Genomic DNA, 24,390 nt, shown 5'->3' with positions numbered 1-24,390 from the left:
TAGCATGCCTGGCTCGGGCGTTTGCAGGCTCCGGATGACCTTCAGTCCCGGTAGCGGCAAATGTGCGAATAACCCTGATTTGAATCCCAGTCACTCTGGTTCGGTTTTCCGGTTGGCCGCAAGGCTCCTGCCGCTGTAAGGCAGGCGTTCGTCATTGAATGGCCTGGATCGGATCTTGTACTGGCTCATCCCAACCCACGTGACCTTTGGTAGGGGTCACCACTAGGAGAGGAGGCGCCATGCCAACTATTACTCTTCCCGACGGCAGTCAACGTTCATTCGATCACCCGGTATCCGTAGCCGAGGTCGCCGCATCCATTGGTGCAGGTCTGGCCAAAGCCACCGTGGCCGGCAAGGTCGATGGCAAGCTGGTCGACGCCAGCGACATCATCGGCAGCGACGCTACGCTGCAAATCATTACGCCAAAGGATGAAGAGGGGCTGGAGATCATTCGCCACTCTTGCGCCCACCTGGTGGGCCATGCGGTCAAACAGCTGTACCCGACGGCCAAGATGGTCATCGGTCCGGTCATCGACGAAGGCTTCTATTACGATATCGCCTTTGAACGTCCCTTCACTCCGGACGACCTGGCCGCCATCGAACAGCGCATGCAGCAGCTGATCGAAAAAGATTACGACGTGATCAAGAAAGTCACTCCGCGCGCCGAAGTGATTGAAGTGTTCAAGGCCCGCGGCGAAGACTACAAACTGCGTCTGGTCGAAGACATGCCGAACGAACAGGCCATGGGCCTGTACTATCACGAAGAATACGTCGACATGTGCCGCGGTCCGCATGTGCCGAACACGCGCTTCCTGAAATCCTTCAAGCTGACCAAGTTGTCCGGCGCCTACTGGCGTGGCGATGCCAAGAACGAGCAATTGCAGCGCGTTTACGGCACGGCATGGGCAGACAAAAAGCAGCTGGCGGCTTACATTCAGCGCATCGAAGAAGCTGAGAAACGCGATCACCGCAAGATCGGCAAGCGTCTGGGCCTGTTCCACACCCAGGAAGAGTCGCCGGGCATGGTGTTCTGGCACCCGAACGGCTGGACTCTGTACCAGGTGCTCGAGCAATACATGCGCAAGGTTCAGCGCGACAACGGTTACCTGGAGATCAAAACTCCGCAGGTCGTTGACCGCAGCCTGTGGGAGAAGTCCGGGCACTGGGCCAACTACGCCGACAACATGTTCACCACGCAGTCGGAAAACCGCGACTACGCCATCAAGCCGATGAACTGCCCTTGCCACGTGCAAGTGTTCAATCAAGGCCTGAAAAGCTACCGTGAGTTGCCAATGCGCTTGGCCGAATTCGGTGCCTGCCATCGTAATGAGCCATCGGGTGCGCTGCATGGCATCATGCGTGTGCGTGCGTTCACTCAGGACGACGCCCACATCTTCTGCACTGAAGAGCAGATGCAGGCCGAATCCGCTGCGTTCATCAAGCTGACCATGGACGTTTATGCCGACTTCGGCTTTAAAGACGTCGAGATGAAGCTGTCCACTCGTCCGGAAAAACGCGTCGGTTCCGACGAACTGTGGGATCGCGCCGAAGCGGCCCTGGCTGCAGCCCTTGATAGTGCTGGCCTGCCATATGATCTGCAGCCGGGTGAGGGTGCGTTCTACGGTCCGAAGATCGAGTTCTCGCTGAAAGATTGCCTTGGCCGCGTCTGGCAGTGTGGTACCCTTCAGCTCGATTTTAACCTGCCTGTCCGTCTGGGAGCCGAATACGTCTCTGAAGACAACAGTCGCAAGCACCCGGTGATGTTGCACCGGGCGATCCTTGGCTCCTTCGAACGTTTCGTCGGAATCCTGATCGAGCACTACGAGGGTGCATTCCCCGCGTGGCTGGCTCCGACCCAGGCAGTGATCATGAATATCACTGATAAACAGGCTGATTTCGCCGCTGAGGTTGAAAAAACTCTCAACGAAAGCGGATTTCGTGCCAAGTCTGACTTGAGAAATGAAAAGATCGGCTTTAAAATCCGCGAGCATACTTTGCTCAAGGTTCCTTATCTCTTGGTTATCGGAGATCGGGAAGTCGAGATGCAGACTGTCGCTGTGCGTACTCGTGAAGGTGCTGACCTGGGCTCGATGCCCGTCGCCCAGTTCGCCGAGTTCCTCGCTCAAGCGGTTTCCCGGCGTGGTCGCCCAGATTCGGAGTAATTACTATTAAGCGTGAAATGAGACAAGATAAACGAGCTGCACCGAAGGCCCCGATCAACGAGAATATCTCGGCACGCGAGGTTCGGTTAATTGGGGCTGAAGGTGAACAGCTTGGGATTGTGTCAATTGAAGACGCGCTTCTTAAGGCTGAAGAGGCCAAACTGGATCTGGTGGAAATTTCCGCCGATGCAGTACCCCCTGTTTGCAAACTGATGGACTACGGCAAATCGATCTTCGAAAAGAAGAAGCAGGTTGCCGCGGCCAAGAAAAACCAGAAGCAGATTCAGGTTAAAGAAATCAAGTTTCGTCCAGGGACGGAGGAAGGGGATTACCAGGTAAAACTGCGCAACCTGGTACGTTTCCTGAGTGATGGGGACAGGGCCAAGGTATCCTTGCGATTCCGCGGCCGTGAGATGGCCCACCAGGAGCTGGGGATGGAACTCCTCAAGCGAGTTGAAGGTGACTTGCTCGAGTACGGTTCGGTCGAACAGCATCCTAAGATGGAAGGACGCCAACTGATCATGGTCATCGCCCCGAAAAAGAAGAAGTAATCAATAGGGCACGGCAGGCCTTCTGATTATGTTTATCAACTGAATGCGGAGTATCCGAACATGCCAAAAATGAAAACTAAAAGTGGTGCTGCTAAGCGGTTTCTGAAAACTGCTAACGGTATCAAGCACAAGCACGCTTTCAAGAGCCACATCCTGACTAAAATGTCGACCAAGCGTAAGCGTCAACTGCGCGGTAGCAGCTTGCTGGCACCGTGTGACGTGGCAAAAGTCGAGCGCATGCTGCGCCTTCGTTAATTTAGTCAAGAATAGAGGAAGTAACTCATGGCTCGTGTAAAGCGTGGCGTCATTGCCCGTAAACGTCACAAAAAAATTCTGAAACTTGCTAAAGGCTACTACGGCGCTCGCTCGCGCGTATTCCGTGTTGCCAAGCAAGCGGTAATCAAGGCAGGCCAATACGCCTACCGTGACCGTCGTCAGAAAAAACGTCAGTTCCGCGCTCTGTGGATCGCTCGTATCAACGCTGGTGCACGTATCAACGGTCTGTCCTACAGCCGTTTCATCGCCGGCCTGAAAAAAGCGTCCATCGAGATCGACCGTAAGGTTCTGGCTGATCTGGCAGTGAACGAAAAAGCGGCGTTTGCTGCGATTGTCGAGAAAGCTAAAGCCACCTTGGCTTAAGTACCCCCGACAGTCACCCGGCCTCACCTCTGTGGGGTCAGGTGTTAAACGTCATAAATAGGGGAAGAGCCTTCAAGCTCTTCCCCTATTTTGTATCTGGAGTCTGTACATGGAAAACCTGGATGCGCTCGTCTCTCAAGCTCTAGAGGCTGTGCAAAGCGCTGAAGATATCAATGCCCTGGAGCAAATCCGGGTTCACTACCTTGGCAAAAAGGGCGAATTGACTCAGGTGATGAAGACCCTGGGGAATTTGCCGGCAGAAGAGCGTCCGCAAGTCGGCGCACTGATCAACGTTGCCAAGGAGCGTGTCACAGAGGTTCTCAATGCGCGCAAGGCACTGTTTGAAGAGGCCGACCTGGCCGCCAAACTGTCCGCCGAGTCCATTGACGTGACCCTGCCTGGCCGTGGCCAGACCTCGGGTGGTCTGCATCCGGTTACTCGCACTCTGGAACGTATCGAGCAGTTCTTCACTCACATCGGCTACGGCATTGCCGAAGGCCCTGAGGTCGAAGACGACTACCACAACTTCGAAGCGCTCAACATCCCAGGCCATCACCCGGCCCGGTCGATGCATGACACCTTCTATTTCAATGCCAACATGTTGCTGCGCACCCATACCTCACCGGTACAGGTCCGCACCATGGAATCGAAACAGCCGCCGATCCGCATCGTCTGCCCAGGCCGTGTGTACCGTAGCGACTCCGATATCACCCACTCCCCGATGTTCCACCAGGTCGAAGGCCTGCTGGTCGATCGCGATATCAACTTCGCCGACCTGAAAGGGACCATAGAAGAGTTCCTGCGCGTGTTCTTCGAAAAAGAACTGGCCGTGCGTTTTCGCCCTTCGTACTTCCCGTTCACCGAGCCATCCGCCGAAGTCGACATGGAATGCGTGATGTGCAGCGGTAAAGGCTGCCGTGTCTGCAAACAGACTGGCTGGCTGGAAGTGATGGGCTGCGGCATGGTTCACCCGAATGTGCTGCGCATGTCCGGCATCGACCCGGAAGAGTTTTCGGGCTTTGCCTTCGGCATGGGTGTTGAGCGTCTGGCCATGCTGCGTTACGGCGTGAACGACTTGCGTCTGTTCTTCGACAACGACTTGCGGTTCCTCGCGCAATTTCGCTAGTCGTAACGAATTCTTAGGAGAGCAGGATGAAATTCAGTGAACAATGGCTGCGTGGCTGGGTAAGCCCGCAGGTAAGTCGCGACGAGCTGGTTGCTCGTCTGTCGATGGCCGGTCTTGAGGTCGATAGCGTTACGCTGGCCGCTGGCGAATTCACCGGTGTGGTGGTGGGCGAGGTGCTGAGCACCGAACAGCACCCGGACGCCGACAAGTTGCGCGTTTGCCAGGTCAGCAATGGCTCGGAGACCTTCCAGGTTGTTTGCGGTGCACCCAACGTGCGCCCGGGCCTGAAGATTCCGTTCGCCATGATCGGTGCCGAACTGCCAGGCGACTTCAAGATCAAGAAAGCCAAACTGCGTGGCGTTGAGTCTAACGGCATGCTGTGCTCCCAGGCCGAGCTGCAAGTCGGCGAAGGCAACGATGGCCTGATGGAATTGCCGGCCGATGCGCCGGTCGGTCAGGACATTCGTGAGTACCTGAGCCTGGACGACGCCAGCATCGAGGTCGACCTGACCCCGAACCGCGGCGACTGCCTGTCCCTGGCCGGTCTGGCTCGTGAAGTCGGCGCGTTGTACGCTGCTGAAGTCACCCGTCCGGTGGTTGCTGTCGTGCCAGCCGTGCACGACGAAGTGCGTTCGATCGAAGTGCTGGCGCCAGCCGCTTGCCCGCGTTACCTGGGTCGTGTGATCCGTAACGTTGACTTGTCCAAGCCAACGCCGCTGTGGATGGTCGAGCGTCTGCGTCGTGGTGACGTGCGCAGCATCGACGCTGCCGTCGACATCACCAACTACGTGATGCTGGAACTGGGTCAGCCGCTGCACGCTTTCGATCTCGCCGAAATCAACGGCGGCATCCGCGTGCGCATGGCTGAAGAAGGCGAGAAGCTGGTACTGCTCGACGGTCAGGAAGTCAGCCTGCGTAGCGATACGCTGGTGATTGCCGACCACACCCGCGCCTTGGCAATCGCCGGCGTCATGGGTGGCGAGCACAGCGGCGTCAACACCGCGACCACTCGCGATGTGTTCCTGGAAAGCGCGTTTTTCGATCAGATTGCTGTCGCTGGCAAGGCCCGTTCCTATGGCCTGCACACCGATGCCTCGCACCGCTACGAGCGTGGCGTGGACTGGCAATTGGCCCGTGAAGCCATGGAGCGCGCGACTGGCCTGCTTCTGGAAATCACTGGCGGCGAAGCTGGCCCGATCATCGAAGCCGTCAGCGAGCAGCACCTGCCGTCGATTGCGCCAGTTACTCTGCGTGCGCAACGCATCACTCAGATGCTGGGTATGGAAATGGATTCGGCCGAAGTCGAGCAACTGCTCAGCGGCTTGGGTTTGAAGATTTCTGCCGATGGGGCAGGGCAGTGGCGCGTCGAAGTGCCAAGCCATCGCTTCGACATCAGCCTGGAAGTCGATCTGATCGAAGAACTGGCTCGTCTGTATGGTTACAACCGTCTGCCGGTTCGCTACCCGCAAGCTCGTCTGGCGCCGCAGGCCAAGGCTGAAGCGCGTAGCGATCTGCCTGAGCTGCGTCGTCTGCTGGTGGCTCGTGGTTACCAGGAAGCGATCACCTACAGCTTCATCGATCCGAAACAGTTCGAGTTGTTTAATCCGGGTGTCGAGCCGCTGCTGCTGGCCAACCCGATTTCGAATGACATGGCTGCCATGCGCTCGTCCCTGTGGCCAGGCCTGGTCAAGGCGCTTCAGCACAACCTGAACCGTCAGCAGGATCGGGTTCGTTTGTTCGAAAGCGGCCTGCGTTTCGTCGGTCAGCTGGACGGCCTGAAGCAAGAGCCGATGCTGGCGGGTGTTGTTTGCGGTAGTCGTCTGCCGGAAGGCTGGGCGCAAGGTCGCGATGTGGTGGACTTCTTCGACGTCAAAGCCGACGCGGAAGCGGTGCTGGGCTTCGCCGGTGCACTGGATTCATTCACTTTCGTACCGGGCAAACACCCTGCGTTGCATCCGGGTCAAACCGCGCGCATCGAACGTGAAGGTCGCTTGGTCGGTTTCGTCGGTGCTATCCACCCTGAATTGTCGAAAACCCTCGGTCTCGACCGTCCAGTCTTCGTATTCGAGCTGGTTTTGGCCGAAGTAGCGTTGGGCAAAATGCCTAAATTCCAGGAGTTATCGCGCTTTCCTGAAGTGCGTCGTGATCTGGCGCTGATTGCGGCCACGGACGTTGCGGCCAATGCTGTGCTGGACGTAATCCGTGAAAATGCAGGCGAATGGCTGACAGACCTAAGGCTATTTGACGTGTATCAGGGTAAAGGCATTGATCCTGATAGAAAAAGCCTTGCAGTCGGCTTGACCTGGCAGCATCCATCGCGCACTCTTAATGACGATGAGGTGAATACCACGACGCAAAACATCCTCACCTCGCTCGAACAAAGGTTGAACGCCACGTTAAGGAAGTGACGTATGGGGGCTCTGACGAAAGCTGAGATGGCGGAACGTCTGTATGAGGAGCTGGGCCTGAATAAACGGGAGGCCAAGGAATTGGTCGAACTGTTTTTTGAGGAAATCAGGCACGCTCTTGAAGACAACGAACAAGTCAAATTGTCCGGTTTCGGCAATTTCGACCTTCGGGACAAACGCCAGCGGCCTGGCCGCAATCCGAAAACGGGTGAAGAAATCCCGATCACGGCTCGCCGTGTGGTCACCTTTCGTCCAGGGCAGAAGTTGAAGGCCCGAGTTGAGGCTTATGCTGGAACCAAGTCATAACGACGAGCTACCCGTCATCCCAGGCAAACGCTACTTCACCATTGGTGAAGTCAGCGAGCTGTGTGCGGTAAAACCACACGTGCTGCGTTACTGGGAGCAGGAGTTTCCTCAACTCAACCCCGTCAAACGCCGCGGAAACCGCCGGTATTATCAGCGACAAGACGTGCTGATGATCCGGCAGATCCGCGCGCTTCTTTACGACCAGGGGTTCACCATCGGCGGTGCACGCCTGCGTTTGTCCGGCGATGAAGCCAAAGATGACACCACTCAATACAAGCAAATGATTCGGCAGATGATCGCTGAATTGGAAGATGTACTGGTTGTGCTCAAGAAATAATTTCCTGCTTTTAAATACTTCCAGTTTTCAAAAGCTTGCGATATATTCTTGAGCGTTCTTCGAGAAGAGGAACGGGTTTCACGCCTAGTCGGGGCGTAGCGCAGTCCGGTAGCGCACTAGCATGGGGTGCTAGGGGTCGAGTGTTCGAATCACTCCGTCCCGACCATATTTTTCAATGACTTGGCCCAATCCGGAAAGATTGGGCTTTTTCATGTCGAAAAAAATACTCCCACATTTACTCCCACGAATATTCTGGATCTAGGTAGCTTTGGTATCTCAAGGGCTGTGAGCTAGCGTCGGCTTTGGCACTACCTCGCGCTAGCTTTGGCACAAGCAGCAACGATGGGCGTTAGAGCGTAAGCGCCCGTCCAACACACCTTGCGTGACTAAACGGGCGCCCACCTGTGCGGCAACAACTCGGTAATCTCACTCGCACGCTCCATTGGTAGGCGTGTAAGAACATCCTTCAAGTAAGCATACGGATCATGCCCGTTGAGCCACGCCGACTGGATCAAACTCATGATCGCCGCCGCACGTTTACCGCGACGTAACGAGCCCGCGAAGTTCGAGCGCCCAAGAGCCCACGGCCGGATTTGATTGTCGGGTAGTCAGACGCGGTTACCCGCGTCCAACCCCCTAAGAACCGTGCATGCGAGTTTCCCAGCGCACGGCTCAAGCTGTTGGCGCCGACGCTGAATTGACCCAGTTACCGAGATGCTACAGACCCAGTCTGATTCCTCGCGAACCCATTTCCTGTGCTGGATTTCTGCCGATTGGAGTTGGGTCAGTCTTGCGTCGGCGGGTAGGTCAATTCGGCGTCGGCGCCAACAGCTTAGATGTCAGCCGCCAATAAATTGAGAGCCCGGGACACCGCAGGATAAGCTTCCGGTGGTTCAGTGCACGCCTGTGAGGCTTCACTCTGAGCGCGGATTGCAGTAGTAGTGGTCATGGGAGCGCGAGGGTCATTCAGCCCAATCAGCTACTGCCCGGTTTGCTGGTGAACAACTTCTGCTCGGTGAAGCCTCGGTTTGGCAGCAAGGAAAGTGGCTCGCTCGAGAACGAAAGTCGACTTGGCAAGGAGTACGTTATCGTTCGACCTCAATTTATATATCCTCATGACGAGAGGTCGCATGATTGGGCGGTGGAGGGGTTCTGGGAGAAATGATTTTTCTCGGTGAAAGCATGCGATTCATCATAGGCGTCGGCGACTCCGCTATTAGTCAAGAAGCCCAACAGTGACTAATTTGAGGCTCGGCCAGGGCAACGTGTGTTCTTGGAATGGAGGCCTCAGCACGGAAGGATGATCAAAACTTGAGTAGCTTGCAGAGGATGCAGGAATTGTCGGTGGCAGCCCGAAATGGCTTGCCATCCGTTGGAGTTATGCCGACGCATGGCATGGGGATAGTTGAGTTATTCTCAGGGCAGCTCGTCTTGGGAATGCTGTTCTACGCCTGCACTCGAGTCACGCTACCTGCAGCAGTTAAGCAAAGCTAGGCGATTGCTGGCAAATCTGCAACTGCCGCTCTCGCCGGTGTCGAGACAAGGACGAGATACGACCTATTGGAACGGAACGCGCCATCGCTGCGAACTTTCTATCAATCTGCTCAGTCCACCTGATTAAGTGCCCGTGTGCAGGCCGTCGCAACTGACTCGCGACGACGGATCGGTTAACAAATATAAAAGAGTGATCACGATGAATTGTTTGATCTGTGTCGGTGCTGCCGAGCGCATTCAGTGTCAAGGCCCGTGGGAAGAAAGAGATTGTCCAGACTGCGGGCGCTATCGGGTTTCTGATGAACTCATTTTGGCCTTGATGGATCAGGGGCAGATCTTCGACGTCAGCAAAACCAGAGATTGGCTCGATAGCAGACGCGGAAAAGGCGTTACACCTTCGATTGAGATTCACGAAGCGCTGCTACTGCTATGAAAGGTGAGTTGACGCCTCAGTTACACACATGTATCAGGAGGGCTACAGAAGTCTCTTTCAGCCATGGCCCTGCGTGTGCTTTTCCTGTGTTGGATGAAACCACATGACAAGCTCCAAGCATCACCACTGATTTGATACTGAACCTGCCTCTTTCAGGCCAGGGTAATCGTCAAGCGCGAGGCTAGTTTTAACATCGTCGGCCTGATCCTCCTTAGGTTTATGTATCACTCCGGCTTCGGCATCCGCACGCATCTGGTCGAGCTCCTTGTGGAACGCCTTGTCCTGAACCGTGGGCTTACTGGTGTAGGGTTTTCTCTCTGGTTCAGGCTTAGCTGCATAAGTCGTTACCGCGTCCGGGTCGCGCTGTAGCTTTTCTTGAATTTGAGCGTCGAGCATCGCGCGAAGCGCGTCTTTATCTGGGCGATTTAGCATTTATTAACTCCTATAAAAAATCATTAGCCAGTAATCGACTGAGCACTTGGCCGCTAGTGGAAATGTAACCTGCATGTCGAGGATTTGGGCTGCAACCGCTGTCGCTGGGATTACAGGTCGAGCGGGGCCGCATTTTCAATTTCTTCCAACATGGTGTTAGTGTCAAATTTGGTATAGCCATGGCTGAATCTGTAATCGGCAGAATGCAGGCAACGGGGCAGGGTCGGAGAAATCGCTTCTTTGCGACATATGTCGCGGCTAGATTTTTACTTCGAAGCAATCCGAAAACCAGATCGGATTGTCGACCTACCTAGCGAACACGTAGGACGCTTTCAGGTTACCCAGGCCGAGCCGGATTACTCCAGTGCCATAAGTACCGCAAGAGTCAATTTGATGAGCACTTTGTTCCTGTCGATCGCCTCCAGTGGCCCCGAACGTTCCGGCTACGTCGTTTGATCCACGCTGCTCAACCCAAATCGTGAGTTACATGATAGCGGCCTCGAGCGCGAGTTGGTTTTCGTTGATTTTGAAAAGCAGGGAAGGGAGCTGGTCTGCGTTGGACATCACAATTCCTCCTTGGAAAAAGAGAGAGTAGTCCTTTAATGCCTAGACGTTACTCGTGCTCGAGCTGCCGGGCGTCTGAAGTCACTGTCCATTATAGTTACCAGCCCTCAAGCAGGCTTGGTATTCTGGCCTGCGCAGATCCTGAAGATCTGTGGGCCAGTTTACCGGTAGCTAAGAGAGCCCCGAAGTACGATCATATCGACGCGGCCACTGCTACGAGTATGGCCCTGAGTGCGGAGTTTATTGATATAGCGCACATACCTTATTTGAAAAAGAAGCTTGTTTGCTTTTTGAATGCGATGAAATCTTTGGTATCGATTTGGCTAGACTTTCGTCTCACGCCGCCCGTAGGTGTTTTGACTTCGAGCTCACGGCTTCCAATTATCGCAGAATTAATGTCGTCGCTATGAGCAGGAGTGTTGTTGTAAATCCGTTCGTAGAAGTCCTTGACCAACAATGGCTGGCCACCGTCATGCAGGAAACGAGGAATATCCTCCTGGAGCTGATCCTTTGCTTGATCCCTGGCAGAGGCGTCGAAGAGATAAAGTGTTTTTTCCTCATTTGGGTCATGGGCAAGCATGTTCAATCCTGATCGACCATAGTGAGCTTGCATTTCACTATTCTGGTGGAGAATGTCGTTGTAAACCTGCCTTGCTCGGTGAGAGTTTGCCAGGTGAATCAGCCAATACCGCCACCCACCAGGATTATTAATCGAAAATGGGCTGACAAATCTCGCACACTTCTTGAAGCTTTCGAATACGATACGTTCGGCCACCCCTAGCCAGGCACGCTTGGAAGCTTGTTCTACTAACACCTCAAAATCTTGATTGGTAAGTTGCAGATAAGAGAGCTGTGTGGAAAGTGCCTTTGGATCATTTTGCTTCAAAAAAGCCAATAGAGCTGTGATAACAAATGTGTAAAAGACTTCGACGGAATCGTTGAGGCCCATCATGTCGGTTAGAGTCTCGGTTCGCACATGGCTGTGTCCGCACTGATCAAGGTTGAATATTATATTTTTATGCCTTTCGGATTGGATTAGCGATTTAATCGTCGGGTATGCATTTTCAAAGTAGTCACTAGAATAATGCGGTGTTATCTTTAAATGATTGTTCGAGCTGGTACTCTGAATCAAACTTGGGGTTAAATTTCCTTTGAGTAGTTCAATCACGTTCTTGTCTGCATCATTCAGAATTAGGCTGCACTCAATATCCACCAATGGCAAATTGGTCAATGCCCTATTGAGATTGATGTCAGTGATGGCGCGGGTTAATTCTTCAACAAAAATCACAGGTGAGCCGGCCGAGCCACAATGATAGCGGCCTGCTCCACTGAACCCGTCGACCACTGCTAAGCGAAACTTTCTGACCTGAGGATGTTTGCACCGCGTAATCACATATTCGTAAAAATACTCACGAAGTATCTGATGCTTTTTCCGTGAATGCTCGGCAAGAGTGGCACCTTCTTCCCAAGCGTACTTCTTCTCAGCCATGGATTTTCCTTGTCAGGCTACGGTAGATCTTCTAGGCCATGCCTACCAGCTTTATAGGCATTTCGTCCCAGGTCTTGCCACGATATTCTCTACCGTTGGCTTTTTTTGAGCGACGAACATTGTCTTCACCCCATGTTCCCCACTGCTTAAAGAAAAATGCTGTTCCGCTCTCGAGGCATTGCGTGTAGATCTCATCGATCCATCCTTCTTTAATCGGTCGTGCTTTGTTACCGCTTTCGCCACCTACAATGGCCCAGTCGATATGCGACAGGTCAACTCTGCCAACAGGCCCGATGAGTGGCTCGAAGGAAATAAACCTAATCTGCGCAGGCGTTTCTTTCAGAAACTGAATACGGCCAGCAGCTTCCTGATCCTCCACTGAGGTACCAAGCCATACGTTCGGCAGTACCTCTGTGATGACGTCGCTCAGGATTTGCTTCATTCGTTCTGGTCGCTTAGTCAGTATCTGGTAATTATGATGTGGTGTCTCACGCATAACCTTCCAGACTTCGAGGATGAACTCATCACTGACCTTCTCGTGGAAGAGGTCACTCATAGAGTTCACGAAAACCTTCCTGGGCTTCTTCCACCGATAGGGGATCGCCAGGGAGTCGTAGTCCTCAACAATTGAACCGTTCCAGACGATGCGTTTGTTCTTTTTGCGGGTCAAGCCCATGTACTTTGAAGTGCCCATGGCTTCAAGCCGTCGCGCCATTTCCATGGCATAGCAGTTTTTGCACCCGGCACTAATGATGGAGCAGCCAGCTACTGGATTCCAAGTAGAGTCTGTCCATTCAATCTGTGTCTCTGCCATATCCCTTCCTAGCTCCTCGTTTGCGTTCCTAACTGGCGCATTTCTGATCGAGCGAGCCGAATTCAGTGGCCATCATAGTGAATTCCTTGCCGTTAGGGCAGCCATGAGACGGCGAGTTCGAATCTACAGATTATGCTCTGTATTTATATACAGTATAGCGGCAAGTGCTGAGATTCGTCTGGGAAGGGGCGAGCTTGAGGGAGTGTTGAGATTTGCCGCTGGATGCCTCAGATCGAGTCCGGGGATGGTCGGGCTGTAGCTGCAGAGGACGCTAAGGTCGGAGAACAGCCTTGTCGCAGTGAAGAGGTTGAATCCATGAGGCCCGCAAGCGCCCTTCAGGGTAGGAGAGAGAGATCAGAAAGGTCATTTAGCACTATGGGTTTGCCTGCCCGAAGCTCTTCGGTTCAACAGCCCCTGGCGATGACATTGATGAATGATCCTGACCTGCTTGAGACCATTCCACCTGACAGGGCCGACACGATGCGGTGTGCAGGGCTCTAAAACCCATTGCATCGGATTAAAAGCTATCCACAAATAACGTGAGTATTTCTGTGGATAACTGTCTATGCGCCATGACGTATGCAGGATGCAAAGGATTGATCACAAACTGAGCATCTCTGTTTGCACTAACAGGAGTGCGGTCTTGACCTTCTGTATCTAGAGATGGTGAACCTTGCGATATTTGCATGTTCATTCTGGTTCAAGTGAGAGAAAAGGATTGTCGGCAGGTATCGTTTCGAACAGCAGTTCCGGCTTTTCTAGTAAATAACCTTTGAGTCTTGCTTTCTTCCGAGGACCTTCGACCTGACAGATCCAGATGTTCAAGCCATCGTCTCGTTTCCTGTGGACCTTCAGTTTTTCGAACTGCTTCTGCACCCAACGCCATTCTTCAATCTCTTGATCGGAATCCTGTGAGATACCAGGAAACTCCTGCGCGTAGCGTTGGAAGAGACCTGGTGTGACCAATAGCACGGTGCCGCTCACCGTGTGGATTTTGGCCTTGCTGTCGTTGATGATCAGCTTGTGGCTCTGGATGCCTTCCTCGACCCAATTCAGGAAAACCTGACCTGGGTTGTCCGAAGGGGAGCTTGAGACTTCGAGAGCATTTTCTGACGGCGTATCACGCACTTCGGGGTCTCCCATCTCGAACATATCCAGCAACGTTCCGAGGTAGTCGGCATCCTCCATCGCCATAGGATCTTCCAGCGATTGGTTTTGATGCGGTCCTGTTCCGCCTGCCTTGCGCGCTGGTGGTGATACCGGAGCGCCCGTCGGGTGGTCATCGAGTGCCACGCTCACCGTTCCGCTGAACGCGGCGGGGCGGTCTTCGCTGCCCCAAATCAAAGTAGGTTGAAGGCGCAGGAAGGTAAAGCTCTGCTGCCAGTTTCCCTGTGCGACAAGAGCTGTCCAGATGGCTTTACCTTCCGGGGTGGACTCGACCAGACCATACGATTGCAGTTCGTCGAACACCGCGATGTTGGATGAGGGAATGCCCTCAATCGCTTGCGACAGCAGATACGCTCGCAGCTTGTCGGTGACGGTCTTGCTGACCAGCCACAGGGCGTCCTGAGTTAGCCAACCCGCGGCACCCGGCTGGTTGAGTTTCAGCTCGTGCTGAACTAGATGACGCAGTCCGCTGATCAAGTGATGTTGCAGCGAATGATTCGGCGCTTGTAGCGCCTTGTTCGGGTTGCCGCCAATGTTCTGTGCCGTGGAGACGCGGTCGGCCTGAATGACCAACTCGCCCAGCACGCCGGCACGTTCGTATTGGCCCGCCAGGACATACAGCAGGCAGGCCCACAGTGACGGAAACCCACTGAGCCAATCCAATATCGGGCGGTCGAGAATCTGGGTGTAGACCAAACCCGCGGCGGCGCCGTGCAGGTGATAGTCGCGACCCTTGATGTAACGAAAACGGTAGGGCTGATCCAGCGGGCCCTGCCAAGGATGCCAAAGACGGCCATCCTGGCGCTCGACCCGCAGGTCCACGGCGATCTTGCCAATGTCATGCAGTAGGGCGCCGTAGGCGATACCGGCGGACCAAGCGTCGGTCTGGGCGGCCTGGTCTTCGGGCGCGGCGCCAGTGGGGAGTAGATACGACTGGCGCAGTTTCAAACTGCAGGCGACCAGTTCCAGTCCATGGTCGAGCATGCCGCCGAGATACGCATGGTGATGCGTCTCGCTGGCCGGGAGTTGCTGGACCTGTTCGGCGTAGCGATGGATCGGGTTTAAATAGAGCTGAATGAACTGCGCGTGAGAGAGGGCGGTGTACTGCCAGATGCGATCGAGCAACTGGCGGCGGTGTTCCGGAGCTAACAAGCTGTGGGCTGACTCGACGGACAGGTAACCTTCGCCGACGCTCGCTGTCAGTGGCGGAGGGGGCTTCTTCCTTTTGCTGCGAAACAGACTGAGCATCGTGACCTCCGGGAAGTGGCTGGGTCAGTGGCCTTTTAGCCTTTTAGCCTTTTAGCCTTTTCGGATAGAGCTCTTACCCTTGAGTCCCCATTCCCTTCCAACCCTTACCCGTCCTTTTGGCTCGTGTCCCTTTGCGCGGCAATCGAAATATGGATACCCCTAGGCATCGATTTGTTGGGGGGCTAGTACGGAAAAGAAAAGAGTCGGTACACTGCGCTGCATATTTTTTGGGTCTTGCCATGAACCTCACTGACGCCACGCTCGTGTTGCTACTCGCGGCACGTATCCATGGGACCGACGAAGCCGTCAGGGCCTCGGCGAAGAGCGTGGTCAAGAAGTTGCCGCGCAGCAAACGCGATCTGATCTACAAGGTGATCGATAGCCGGAGCCCGCTCGAGTTGGTGGATTTTCTGGCGCAGAACCTGGATGCGGAATGACAGGCTGCGGGTGTGTGCCCCTCTCTTGTTCTTTGCGTGAGGGGCCCGCCGCGTGATGCCGTCTGTTTTCTGGAAACAGAAAAAAGGGCTCAACTCGCGTTGGGCCCTGTGCAGCGTTTTTAGCGGTGAGGTAACAATTAAGCGCCATCGTTCATGCATAGTGAGTCGTCCAAGGCCGCCTGCTTCAGTTGCTGTTCCAGGTTGAGTACATACTCCGAGGCGCTTCGGGCCTGGCCACTGGCACGAAAGATCGCACGTTTGTCTGCTTTGAGCAGGCTGAGCCAGGAGTCGATGTAGCCCTCGTGCCGCAGCTCTCCCTGAATGCCAGCGTAGGCGCATAAAAACGCAGCGCCCATCTCGGCGACCAACTCCTCAAAGGCATAGCCTGGCGAGCCGAACGGACAGGATGAGGTCACCCCCTCGCGCTGTAACCGAGAGTGATGCCCCGTCCAGTGCGTCAGCTCGTGAAGTGCGGTGGCGTAGTACCCACCTTCATCGTGAAACTGCGCTTTTGTCGGCAGTTGGATGAGATCCCTGATCGGGTGGTAAAAGGCTTCGTCGGCAGGCCGATGAACGATGTGTGCACCCGAACTTAACAGCAGATTTTCCGCAGCGCTGTTGGCCAGGAAGGGATCAGTCGGTTCTGTGTCGATCAGTGTTTCATCGTAAGTGTCGAGCCCTTCTGTTTGCTCGATGTTGAACAGGAAATGCGTCCTGAGAATACCGAAGTGAGCGACCTTGGGCTGACCGTTTTCATCGAGTACGGGTTGGCCTGACTCGGTCTGTTCCTCGCGCTCCATCGGCTTGTAGAGTACCGCCAGGGCGCTGTGCTCACCCTTACGGATGTGCCCGCCGGCCTTTTTGGCTTGGTTGAAGGTCAGCCAACGATCTTGAGTGAATCCCTGCAACCTAGCCTCGGCCCAGAGCAACGGTAAATTGATCCCCGAATAGGGACACCGCGTGATGGCGTTAATGGGATAGGGTTGATGATGACCGATGTCAGTTGAGCCACCTGAGGACCAGGGTTTGATCCAGGGAGCTGCGCCTTGGGCCAAAGCGGCAACGATTTTGTCAGTCACGTCTTGGTAGATATCGCGCATGGCATTTTCCTCGAGAGAACAACGGAGGAACGCCTTGCCCGTCGGGGAGGGTTCCCCTGTTGGGTGATGGGTTGGATTGATGCAGGTCTTGCATGCCGTCCGAATGTGGATTTGAGAGCTGAGTACGGTTATCTGCGTTTAGCGTTGGCCTCTTCTGCAAGCGCTATCAGCAAGGCGCCAGGCTGACCCGGTTCTTGGAGTAGGCTGAGACTTAATTGCAGCAACGGATCGTGGTCTAAGTGATCTGTTGGTTGAATGTGTACTACCTCGAACAGTACATAGGGCTCGTATGGAGAGGCCAGGTGAGCCTCGAAGGCTGCGCGCAATATGTGGCTCAGCCGATCAACCTTCAGCTTCTCAGCGTGATCGGAACAATCGAGCAGTACTGCGCGTTGCCACGCGCCAGGAGTGAACACGATGGGCAACCGAAGGGTGTTCAGTGTTTCCGGTGTAAGGGAGTCGGACATGGTGTGCCTCCGTTGAAAACGCGAAGAAACCTGTCCCGTGCAGGGAAAGATCTCCCCGCCGTGGGTTGAAGAAAATCAAGAGGGCTTACCTCACGAGCAGAGCTCGAAAGGCGCTCAGAAGAACAGTAGGCGTTCATCACCGTAGAAACGGTCACCGTGCGAGCCACCGAACGCTAATCGCACTTGGGGGGAACCATCACCGAAGTGATGTAGCCTTGAAGGCTCTGGCTACCTGGGCAGGTGCTGTTGATTACAGCGATCTGTACCTTGTATTTAGCCGGACGACTTATATGGGTCAATCACTGTAGATAGGCTCTTTCACGGGGCTTGTCTTCTGTCTTCCAGTGAGGATTTTTTCGGCTGGGCAAACTGATAAACGGTCAGGCATGGAAAGTTTTCAGTAGTAGGCTGTTACTCCTGTCTCAACCATGAAAACGCTCAGAAGAGGGCGAGAGCATGCCGACTCAGCAACCTGTTCAGAATTCACGTGCCCACCGCTGGGCGTACACATGTGGCATGTCGGTAAAGCGTGGTTACCGTAAGTTGAAAACGTTTGAGTCCTGCGTGGCTGAGCGTGCGGTGACGGCACGTATACCTGCGGGTAACTTACTCGTTCACGGGAGCTTTCTCATTGCCAAACTGGCATTGATCGGAGGTTTGCTCTTTGTCAGTGTTTGGCTGGTTACTTTTTTTGTGATGATGTTGGCTGTCATCACTTTGCTGTGGTTCAGGGCTTTTGTTGGTTCCGATCATCAAGAGGAAAGTCCAGGGCCAGACTACCTGGGTGCTGATCTCTACATCGGTGACTTCGACGACAATGGGCATTATATAGGCGACAGCAAGTCATCTAATTGAGCGCTTAGCAGCACCCAATATTTGATCCGTACCTTTACTCGCTGAATCACTTGCGGCTTTGCTACCGTTCGCCAACATGCCTTGAATCCCGTTGCCGACTGAGTATCCTGCCCAGCTCATGGCTCCTAGAAACAGCATCGGTAGCACGATGAACATCGCCCCCATCACATACTCAATTACCTGCGCCGTGACCGTCCCATCCATAAACCCGGATGTGGGCAGCGATAACAGCACTTGATTGGAAGCCGAAACTTGGTTGTACAAGGTGTCGAGCATGCTGGAGTCGACCCAGCGTGCGAGCTCCCACCAGAAGCTCAGCATGTGCAGCGTGAACAGCGCGAACGTCACCGTCATCACAGTCTTCAGCTGGTAAGTACTGACCAACAGAATGAGCGGCAAACTGATGATGACGCCCATGATCAGAAAGGCCTGCACCATCGGCAGGGCGGCGCGTAGTGCATTCATTGCCGGGAAGTTGCTGAAGGAACCGAGAGCCAGTCCGGTGTTGGTGGCGAGGTTATTGAGCCCCTGATTGATCGAGCCGCCGCGAGCGCTGGAGCCATAGTCCTGGTACACCTGTCCAGGCGACATGGACAACGATTGCTGGCGCGGACTGACCAGTTCGCGCAGGGTGGCATCCTCGATCTCGTTGCTCGAACGGCCAGTCAACCAACCTTTCAACTGAGTCAGCAGCGAAGGATCGACCTGCTCAATCAAACGCTCGCGCAGCCCTACATCGCTATCGCTCCACCACTGCTTGCAGGTGGGGTAGCCCGCACCATTTTCTGGTTTAGGCAAGGAGACATCGCGGCTTTCGCCATATGGCCAACTGACTCGCGGCGTGCGTGAGCGGTCCGTGTCGTAGTAGCCAGGTGTATCGAGAAAATAGCTTGAGCCGATCCAGGACGCGTCGTGACTTTGTGCCTTGTCCAACTGCGGACGGTTGGTGAACAGTCGGGAACGAGAGTAGCCATAGCAGTCGCGGGTGAAGTCGGCGACTTCCTGCAGCAGTACCTGGTTGTCGATGCGCGAACTGTCGATCTCCATGCGCATCTGCCGGATATCCGGTGCGCAGGGAATGGAGGCAGTGGCCGCCGCGGTTACCCCTTTGCTCAGGGTATGCACCAGAAACCACCAGATCGGTACGTTGGCGGAGCGTTCGCCGATGGTGTTGAAGGTGGTCCCCCAGGCCGTTTCCGCCGGCTTGGCCACACTGACACCGCAGCGCTGGCTTGCCGCATCATCGAACGCCATTGACGAGAGGCTCAACGGAAAGACCGGCGCGCAGCCGAACAAGACGACGATGTAGGCCAGCCACAACCGGTTCTCGATCCGCGGTACCGACAATAGTCCCTTGTTGCCTTCATCCGCGCCTTGCTGACGAGCCGACAACCACTCTTGCAAGATGATCGCACCAAAGGGCGCGGCGAACAGTCCGGTATCGGACAGTACACTCCAGAGACCGTTGTTGATGATCCAGGCCAGCAGGGAGAGGTAAAACTCCAAGTAGCTGTTAGTGCTCATGAGCATGGTGGTGACCTCACAGTCGGGTGAGTTCGACGCAGGTAAAGAGCACGAATCCTAATGTCCCGATGCGTTTCACGCGCAGTCGATCCAGTGGCCGATGTTGGTAGCGCCGAAGCAGATCCCACCAGAGCGCAAAGAGGGCGCCGTAGAGCAGGGCACGCCACCACCGCAGATAAGGCCGTACGGCTTCGAACGCTTGCTGCCAGGCCTCAAAGCTGCCCAGCTCAATGCGACCGAGCCAGGCGATCAGTGCGGCGGTCAGGATGATCACCGCAGCAGTCCCCAGACTCGAAAGCAAAGTGAATAGCCGCGAGCGTTTCATGGCTTACTTGCGCTTGGCATCGGCGTCATTGAGTCGGCCGGGCTCAGGGTCGCCTTGCTCGACGGTGCGCGATGCGTCGGCGCCGCCGGCATGCCGATCGAGCACCAGGCTGGCGGTGTTGGTGGCCAGCATCTGCCGGACTTGCAGCTCGGTCTGTAGCAGGCGTATTTCGCGCTCCAGGGCGTCGATATTTTTCGTCAAGGCGGTTTGGGCCGGCTCGGCTGAAGCGATGTTCGGTTCGTGGCTGCCCGCCAGCAGAGTGCGCAGTAGCAGGAGCGCCTTGTCGAGTACGCTGGACAAGGCCGTCTCACTGGCCAAGCGCCGTGCCAACAGATCCTGGTCGGGATCGTCGCGCAGGGCTTCGACCACACCTCGGGTCACCGGCAGCATCGGGCTGGAGGCTTTAGCCAGGTTGTCAGGGGTAGGCAACAGTGAGCCAGACAGCAACCCTTGCAGGGCCTTGAGGCGTTCGCTGTAGGCCTCCTGAATCAGTGGCGTCAGTCCGCTGCCAGCGGTCGCACGCAGAGTTTCGCAGGTGTCGCAGGTCGCGACCTCGCTCTCGCCCAACACCCGAACGGCCCATTCGGATTCCTCCTGGGGCGACGCCCAGGTCTGGCAAATGGCCCCGCCTAAGCAGTCGCTGCTACTGATCGAGGTGCTGTCATCCACCGACCGGTTATGCAGCAGGTTATAGCCCGCACGCACCACGTCGGAGGTCACCCGAATGGGCATCTGCCCATTACCACCGGCCTTCGAACCGCCGACCCAGGACACCCCATTATTGCCGTTATGGGCCTCGGTGTTTTTCACCGCGGCCACCGCATCACCGCCGGTTTGTTCCAGATTACCCTGCATTTCTTGGTTCTTGGCCAGAGCGCCCCAACCGGCTTGACCGACCTTGTCCGCCATCTTTTCGGCCATGGCCTGGCAGGTCAGTTTGGAGCGGTCGAAGTCGATACGCCCCTGCATCACCCCGTTGCTCAACAACTCATAGAGGCCGGGGTTGGCGCGTTGGATGATCAACGCCGGCAGCGACATCACCGCTTGGGTCGCGTTCTGCACAATACTGCCCATGATCTGCTGGAAACCTTCAGTGACGCCGTTCAGCTGGTTTTGCAGGGTGTTGGTGAGGCTCATGTTTCCGCACATCATGTTCGCTCGCCAGGAGCCGCCGACACCGAGACCACTGGGTCGGTAGAGCGAACTCGGTGAGCCGACTGCCGAGCCGCCACCGATGGTGTACATCACTCGGTCATCGAGTACTTCGCCTTGGGTGCCCAAGCGGTAATCGCCTTCGGCGGCGTATGCATGTGTGGCAGTGGCTAGCAGCCCGTAGAGCAACAGACTCACCACGCCCAACCATGGTCGCGCGCGAAGCCGGCTCATGAAGCACCGCCTTCGAAGTCGATGCTGAACAGAAAGGTCTGTCCTTCGCGCTTGCAGCAGCTGTAGGGGCGCCACAGCGACCAGGCGTAGCCGCCATCCGTGCTCTGTACCGGATCGCTGGGGAAGATGACGCACGTGGGCTGAATTTGGGGGGAGAGCAATTGCCATTTGTGGGTCGAAGCGTCGTTTTCGACGATTGGGCCAGGCGGCCAGTAGCCGTCGCGTTTGGCGGGTGTGAGTGGTAAGTACACATGCGGCTGCCAGTTGCGGGTAATCACATCACCCGCCCGTTGCGCCATGACGGCGGCCGCCTTGAAATCGTCGGGCTGCACGAGAAAGCCCTGTCGAGGATAGACATTGCCCCACATGGCTCCTGAGGCCTGACGACCGATTTCACGGATCCCCGGCATGAGCGACTCGGGGTAAAGACTTTCTGGGATGCCATGGCGCCAGGCCAGTGAGTCCAGGGTACTCAGGTAGTAGGGCATGAACGCAGTTGCACCGCTGGCGCAAGCATAGCCGGATTGCGAAGCCAGTTGCGTAGCGACCCAGCCACCCGGGTGGCCGATGCCATCGACATTCTTGAAGCGGGGCAGGTTGTCGCGGCGGCTGTTCGGCGTGATCAGGTTGCCGCCACCTTCCGCACCAATGATGGGGGAGGATAGGGGGGCCATCTCGGTCCAGGGATTGTTGCCGGTGGTGGCGTAGCTCGACACCACCAGCTCAGGAATGAAATGACGAACCTTGGTCGAGGTTTTGACTGTGCAGCCGAAGGGTGTGCAGAGGAGCCAGAAACAAATGCCGACGACCCTGTATGCGAGGCAGTTTGGCGAAAGCACGGAGGAGGTGATGCTGGCGGTGTCCAGCGCCATGCTTGGCCCACACGCCAGCAGGATGCTCAGCGCCAAGGGCCGTAGCGTTGTGGGCGGGATTGACGAGCAGGCAACAGGCATGATCCAGGCTCTCGGTGTATGGCCTGGGCAGGTTCGGTTACGGACTGAAGACTGTCAGTGGAAATTATGAAGGCGGGTCTATCGGATTTGCGGGACGTGAGACTATTATTTGACGTGAAGGGCGCTGCGCAGGGCATCGGGTTCTACAAGTAGCTGATCTGTGGTGATTTCGAGAATATTGGCCAGCTTGCACAGGACCAACAGCGACGGATTGCCCGTGCATCGTTCGATTTGACTGACGTAGGTACGATCCACCTCGGCCATGAGCGCCAATTGCTCTTGGGTGAGGTTCTTTACGCGTCGCATCAAGCGGATGTTTTCCGCTAGCTGCACACGAAGCTGTTCGTAGTCTTGAGTCATGCGCGCAAATTGCGCCTTGAGGGACTCTCAATCCACGGGATATAGTCTACATTGGCATATCTAGGCTATTTGATGCTCATGCCTGTTATCGAGCTTTCATTTGGCTTCGTTAGGATTTTCGAGGCTGTCTCCGCGTCTAACAATAAATCAGAAATCTAGGGTGGGTATGGACGAAAACTACATTTCAATTCCTGCGGCGGATGGTTGCCCAAGTCTTCTGACGCCTTGGGGCAGCGAATTTTCCCCGATGATCGAACGTGGCGTGCAATGTGCTCAGGCTTGGCTTGATACGCCCGGCGAGATACCCCTGTGGTGGGAGCTGGCGCAAACCCGCAAGACCTTTCCTGTCGGTGACTGCCAAGATGCTTTTGAAGCCGGTTTTCTGTTGAGGATTCAGCAACGGCTTCGGAGCGTGTCACACTAACCCTATTGCTCGTGGCGATTGCATCGTCTTGATCGTCGGTTTTCATTCGACTGGCCACATAGGCACAGATCAGTTGATTGCAGCATAAGAACGATTGTCGCTTCTTGCTGGTAGCTGGCGCGTTTTTGTCCAACGGCTGAAGACTTGGTGGGGGATAGCGCTTTCCTTATTTGGGCGCTGCGTCAAGTGCGGTACTTGCCTCAAATGCCTCCGGTCATGCATCGAGCGTGAAAATCTCTTGAAAGGTATGGTTCCAGACGCCATTCCTCTAGAATGGGGGCTGACAGAAGTAGCTTTCGTCCTGTTACAAACAGGTTTACGTAGCTAAGATTCTGATTAAGTGCAGATTCTGCACGCTCTGAGAACGTGGAGCGCGATATGAAAGCCAAACGAGTGTTGAGTGACGATCTGGTGAGCCGACTGGAGGATAAGATCCCGGTCATGGCTGAAGGCGCCATCAATACCGCCTATATCAACGCGCTGGCTGCCGGCCGCAGTGTGATGGAAGTCATGAACGGCATGCTTGTTGAAACGACTGCTGACGGTAAGCACAAGGTCATTCGGGTGGCTAAGCCCAAGCACAAAGTGACGCAGGGTGGCGTAATCAAGGTGCGCCGCTGCTCATGACTGTCCCTCGGTTGAGGGTCTTTGCTGGACCCAACGGCTCCGGCAAGAGCACGATGAAAAGTGCCATACCTTCCCACCTGATCGGTATCTACATTAACCCGGATGAAATCGAGAAGGCTGCCAAAGAGAGCGGTCGTCTGGAGTTCAGTGATTTTCAACTGGAACCTGAGAGTGATGAAGTCCTCGGTTTCATTCGGGAGCATCGGCTGGTCAGGTCTGCCCGGCTCGATGAGGAGGCGGCCAAAATAGGTTTTAGCAGCAACGGTCTGAATTTCCAGGCGGTCGCGATGAACTCCTATTTTGCCTCCGTGCTCTCTGACTTCATCCGGAACAAGCTCCGCGAAGGCCAGCTGTCTTTCACCTTTGAAACGGTGATGTCCAGCGACGACAAAATCGCATTTATGCTCAAGGCAAGAGAGTCGGGATACCGAACCTATCTCTACTTTGTGGCAACTGAAGACCCTGACATCAATATCAACAGGGTCAGGAACCGTGTCGCGGCAGGCGGGCACCCAGTTCCCACAGAGAAAATTGTCCAGCGTTACGGCCGTTGCCTGAATCTGCTGCCTGCGGCTATTGCAGCTTCAAACCGGGCCTACATCTTCGATAACTCCGGCGCTGACTTGGTGCTGCTGGCCGAAGTTACGGATGGGACTGACCTTGAATTCAAGGTTGATGAGGTCCCAGACTGGTTCATGGATGCCTACGTTGAAAAGGTGTCCAACGGCTAGCTGCCGGATTGCCCAAAGCCGGGGGCGTCAC

25 protein-coding genes, 1 tRNA gene and 2 pseudogenes are annotated in these 24,390 nt (G+C 55.4%); 15 read left to right on the top strand and 13 right to left on the bottom strand.

Annotation, left to right across the window (positions count from 1 at the left end):
• The first annotated feature begins 239 nt into the window (after positions 1-239).
• The 9 genes from thrS to ACMXYH_RS21030 all read left to right on the top strand — a co-directional run bounded on the left by thrS (position 240) and on the right by ACMXYH_RS21030 (position 7,695).
• Entirely contained in the window at positions 240-2,162 is a 1,923-nt protein-coding gene (gene thrS / locus ACMXYH_RS21070; RefSeq protein WP_008145656.1) for a threonine--tRNA ligase, read from the top strand.
• Entirely contained in the window at positions 2,162-2,713 is a 552-nt protein-coding gene (infC, locus tag ACMXYH_RS21065) for a translation initiation factor IF-3 (protein WP_176469887.1), read from the top strand. The genes thrS and infC overlap by 1 nt, the downstream gene beginning before the upstream one ends.
• A gap of 60 nt (positions 2,714-2,773) precedes the next feature.
• Positions 2,774-2,968 (top strand): 50S ribosomal protein L35, encoded by a 195-nt coding sequence (rpmI, locus tag ACMXYH_RS21060; protein WP_008145659.1) that lies wholly within the window; start codon positions 2,774-2,776, stop codon positions 2,966-2,968.
• A 27-nt stretch (positions 2,969-2,995) separates the two neighbouring features.
• On the top strand, positions 2,996-3,352 hold the full coding sequence (gene rplT, locus ACMXYH_RS21055; protein WP_007905879.1) for a 50S ribosomal protein L20: 357 nt from the start codon (positions 2,996-2,998) through the stop codon (positions 3,350-3,352).
• Between the two features lie 109 nt (positions 3,353-3,461).
• Positions 3,462-4,478 (top strand): phenylalanine--tRNA ligase subunit alpha, encoded by a 1,017-nt coding sequence (gene pheS, locus ACMXYH_RS21050; RefSeq protein WP_007905876.1) that lies wholly within the window; start codon positions 3,462-3,464, stop codon positions 4,476-4,478.
• Between the two features lie 26 nt (positions 4,479-4,504).
• The gene (pheT, locus tag ACMXYH_RS21045) at positions 4,505-6,886 is read left to right on the top strand and encodes a phenylalanine--tRNA ligase subunit beta (RefSeq protein WP_415764813.1); all 2,382 of its coding nucleotides are present in this window, start codon (positions 4,505-4,507) and stop codon (positions 6,884-6,886) included.
• A 3-nt stretch (positions 6,887-6,889) separates the two neighbouring features.
• A complete protein-coding gene (ihfA, locus tag ACMXYH_RS21040; protein ID WP_002553164.1) occupies positions 6,890-7,192 on the top strand; it encodes an integration host factor subunit alpha in 303 nt (100 codons plus the stop codon).
• Positions 7,173-7,529, top strand: a complete 357-nt coding sequence (locus ACMXYH_RS21035) for a MerR family transcriptional regulator (RefSeq protein WP_003179985.1) — start codon at positions 7,173-7,175, stop codon at positions 7,527-7,529. The genes ihfA and ACMXYH_RS21035 overlap by 20 nt, the downstream gene beginning before the upstream one ends.
• Positions 7,530-7,618: 89 nt before the next feature.
• Positions 7,619-7,695: transfer RNA gene (locus ACMXYH_RS21030), tRNA-Pro, on the top strand.
• Between the two features lie 220 nt (positions 7,696-7,915).
• On the opposite strand, the pseudogene ACMXYH_RS21025 reads toward ACMXYH_RS21030, so the two are convergent.
• Positions 7,916-8,131 (bottom strand): annotated as a pseudogene (locus ACMXYH_RS21025) (transposase domain-containing protein); the annotation flags it as partial.
• 1,091 nt (positions 8,132-9,222) lie between these two features.
• Between ACMXYH_RS21025 and ACMXYH_RS21020 the strand changes: the two are divergent.
• Positions 9,223-9,456 (top strand): hypothetical protein, encoded by a 234-nt coding sequence (locus ACMXYH_RS21020; protein WP_415764812.1) that lies wholly within the window; start codon positions 9,223-9,225, stop codon positions 9,454-9,456.
• Between the two features lie 120 nt (positions 9,457-9,576).
• Here ACMXYH_RS21020 and ACMXYH_RS21015 read toward each other — a convergent pair whose 3' ends face one another.
• The 5 genes and pseudogenes from ACMXYH_RS21015 to mobH form a co-directional block, all read right to left on the bottom strand.
• Complete coding sequence (locus ACMXYH_RS21015) at positions 9,577-9,888, bottom strand: hypothetical protein (RefSeq protein ID WP_415764811.1); 312 nt, start codon at positions 9,886-9,888, stop codon at positions 9,577-9,579.
• Between the two features lie 356 nt (positions 9,889-10,244).
• Positions 10,245-10,452, bottom strand: a pseudogene (locus tag ACMXYH_RS21010) (hypothetical protein).
• Positions 10,453-10,714: 262 nt separating this feature from the next.
• Positions 10,715-11,941, bottom strand: coding sequence for a three-Cys-motif partner protein TcmP (locus tag ACMXYH_RS21005; protein ID WP_415764810.1), 1,227 nt, complete (start codon positions 11,939-11,941; stop codon positions 10,715-10,717).
• A 31-nt stretch (positions 11,942-11,972) separates the two neighbouring features.
• On the bottom strand, positions 11,973-12,755 hold the full coding sequence (locus ACMXYH_RS21000) for a phage Gp37/Gp68 family protein (protein ID WP_415764809.1): 783 nt from the start codon (positions 12,753-12,755) through the stop codon (positions 11,973-11,975).
• Between the two features lie 690 nt (positions 12,756-13,445).
• The gene (gene mobH / locus ACMXYH_RS20995) at positions 13,446-15,170 is read right to left on the bottom strand and encodes a MobH family relaxase (RefSeq protein WP_415764808.1); all 1,725 of its coding nucleotides are present in this window, start codon (positions 15,168-15,170) and stop codon (positions 13,446-13,448) included.
• Between the two features lie 239 nt (positions 15,171-15,409).
• Between mobH and ACMXYH_RS20990 the strand changes: the two genes are divergently transcribed.
• Positions 15,410-15,607 carry a hypothetical protein gene (locus ACMXYH_RS20990; RefSeq protein ID WP_007901093.1) on the top strand — a complete coding sequence of 66 codons (198 nt, stop codon included), beginning with the start codon at positions 15,410-15,412 and terminating at the stop codon, positions 15,605-15,607.
• A 137-nt stretch (positions 15,608-15,744) separates the two neighbouring features.
• Here ACMXYH_RS20990 and ACMXYH_RS20985 read toward each other — a convergent pair whose 3' ends face one another.
• Together ACMXYH_RS20985 and ACMXYH_RS20980 are read right to left on the bottom strand one after the other, a co-directional pair.
• On the bottom strand, positions 15,745-16,707 hold the full coding sequence (locus ACMXYH_RS20985; protein ID WP_415764807.1) for an ArdC family protein: 963 nt from the start codon (positions 16,705-16,707) through the stop codon (positions 15,745-15,747).
• 128 nt (positions 16,708-16,835) lie between these two features.
• Positions 16,836-17,174, bottom strand: a complete 339-nt coding sequence (locus ACMXYH_RS20980) for a hypothetical protein (protein ID WP_415764806.1) — start codon at positions 17,172-17,174, stop codon at positions 16,836-16,838.
• Positions 17,175-17,630: 456 nt separating this feature from the next.
• Here ACMXYH_RS20980 and ACMXYH_RS20975 point away from each other — a divergent pair, with 456 nt between their 5' ends.
• Positions 17,631-18,029, top strand: coding sequence for a DUF3742 domain-containing protein (locus ACMXYH_RS20975; RefSeq protein ID WP_415764805.1), 399 nt, complete (start codon positions 17,631-17,633; stop codon positions 18,027-18,029).
• Here ACMXYH_RS20975 and ACMXYH_RS20970 read toward each other — a convergent pair.
• The 5 genes from ACMXYH_RS20970 to ACMXYH_RS20950 all read right to left on the bottom strand — a co-directional run bounded on the left by ACMXYH_RS20970 (position 18,018) and on the right by ACMXYH_RS20950 (position 22,577).
• A complete protein-coding gene (locus ACMXYH_RS20970) occupies positions 18,018-19,559 on the bottom strand; it encodes a conjugal transfer protein TraG N-terminal domain-containing protein (protein WP_415764804.1) in 1,542 nt (513 codons plus the stop codon). The genes ACMXYH_RS20975 and ACMXYH_RS20970 overlap by 12 nt on opposite strands.
• 10 nt (positions 19,560-19,569) lie before the next feature.
• The gene (locus ACMXYH_RS20965; RefSeq protein WP_415764803.1) at positions 19,570-19,878 is read right to left on the bottom strand and encodes a hypothetical protein; all 309 of its coding nucleotides are present in this window, start codon (positions 19,876-19,878) and stop codon (positions 19,570-19,572) included.
• A 3-nt stretch (positions 19,879-19,881) separates the two neighbouring features.
• Positions 19,882-21,264, bottom strand: a complete 1,383-nt coding sequence (locus ACMXYH_RS20960; RefSeq protein ID WP_415764802.1) for an integrating conjugative element protein — start codon at positions 21,262-21,264, stop codon at positions 19,882-19,884.
• Positions 21,261-22,217: a TIGR03756 family integrating conjugative element protein gene (locus ACMXYH_RS20955; protein ID WP_415764801.1), complete on the bottom strand. Its 957-nt coding sequence runs from the start codon at positions 22,215-22,217 to the stop codon at positions 21,261-21,263. Before ACMXYH_RS20955 ends, ACMXYH_RS20960 begins: the two co-directional genes overlap by 4 nt.
• Before the next feature lie 105 nt (positions 22,218-22,322).
• Positions 22,323-22,577, bottom strand: a complete 255-nt coding sequence (locus ACMXYH_RS20950; RefSeq protein ID WP_415764800.1) for a helix-turn-helix domain-containing protein — start codon at positions 22,575-22,577, stop codon at positions 22,323-22,325.
• Between the two features lie 166 nt (positions 22,578-22,743).
• Between ACMXYH_RS20950 and ACMXYH_RS20945 the strand changes: the two genes are divergently transcribed.
• The 3 genes from ACMXYH_RS20945 to ACMXYH_RS20935 all read left to right on the top strand — a co-directional run bounded on the left by ACMXYH_RS20945 (position 22,744) and on the right by ACMXYH_RS20935 (position 24,359).
• Positions 22,744-23,001 (top strand): LasR-specific antiactivator QslA, encoded by a 258-nt coding sequence (locus ACMXYH_RS20945; RefSeq protein ID WP_415764799.1) that lies wholly within the window; start codon positions 22,744-22,746, stop codon positions 22,999-23,001.
• A 378-nt stretch (positions 23,002-23,379) separates the two neighbouring features.
• On the top strand, positions 23,380-23,628 hold the full coding sequence (locus ACMXYH_RS20940) for a hypothetical protein (protein WP_093432225.1): 249 nt from the start codon (positions 23,380-23,382) through the stop codon (positions 23,626-23,628).
• Positions 23,625-24,359: a zeta toxin family protein gene (locus ACMXYH_RS20935; RefSeq protein ID WP_415764798.1), complete on the top strand. Its 735-nt coding sequence runs from the start codon at positions 23,625-23,627 to the stop codon at positions 24,357-24,359. The genes ACMXYH_RS20940 and ACMXYH_RS20935 overlap by 4 nt, the downstream gene beginning before the upstream one ends.
• The last annotated feature ends 31 nt before the right edge of the window (positions 24,360-24,390 follow it).

It is taken from the genome of Pseudomonas frigoris, from assembly GCF_047758635.1.
Lineage (GTDB): Bacteria > Pseudomonadota > Gammaproteobacteria > Pseudomonadales > Pseudomonadaceae > Aquipseudomonas > Aquipseudomonas frigoris.
This window is presented reverse-complemented; position numbering and strand designations above follow the sequence as displayed.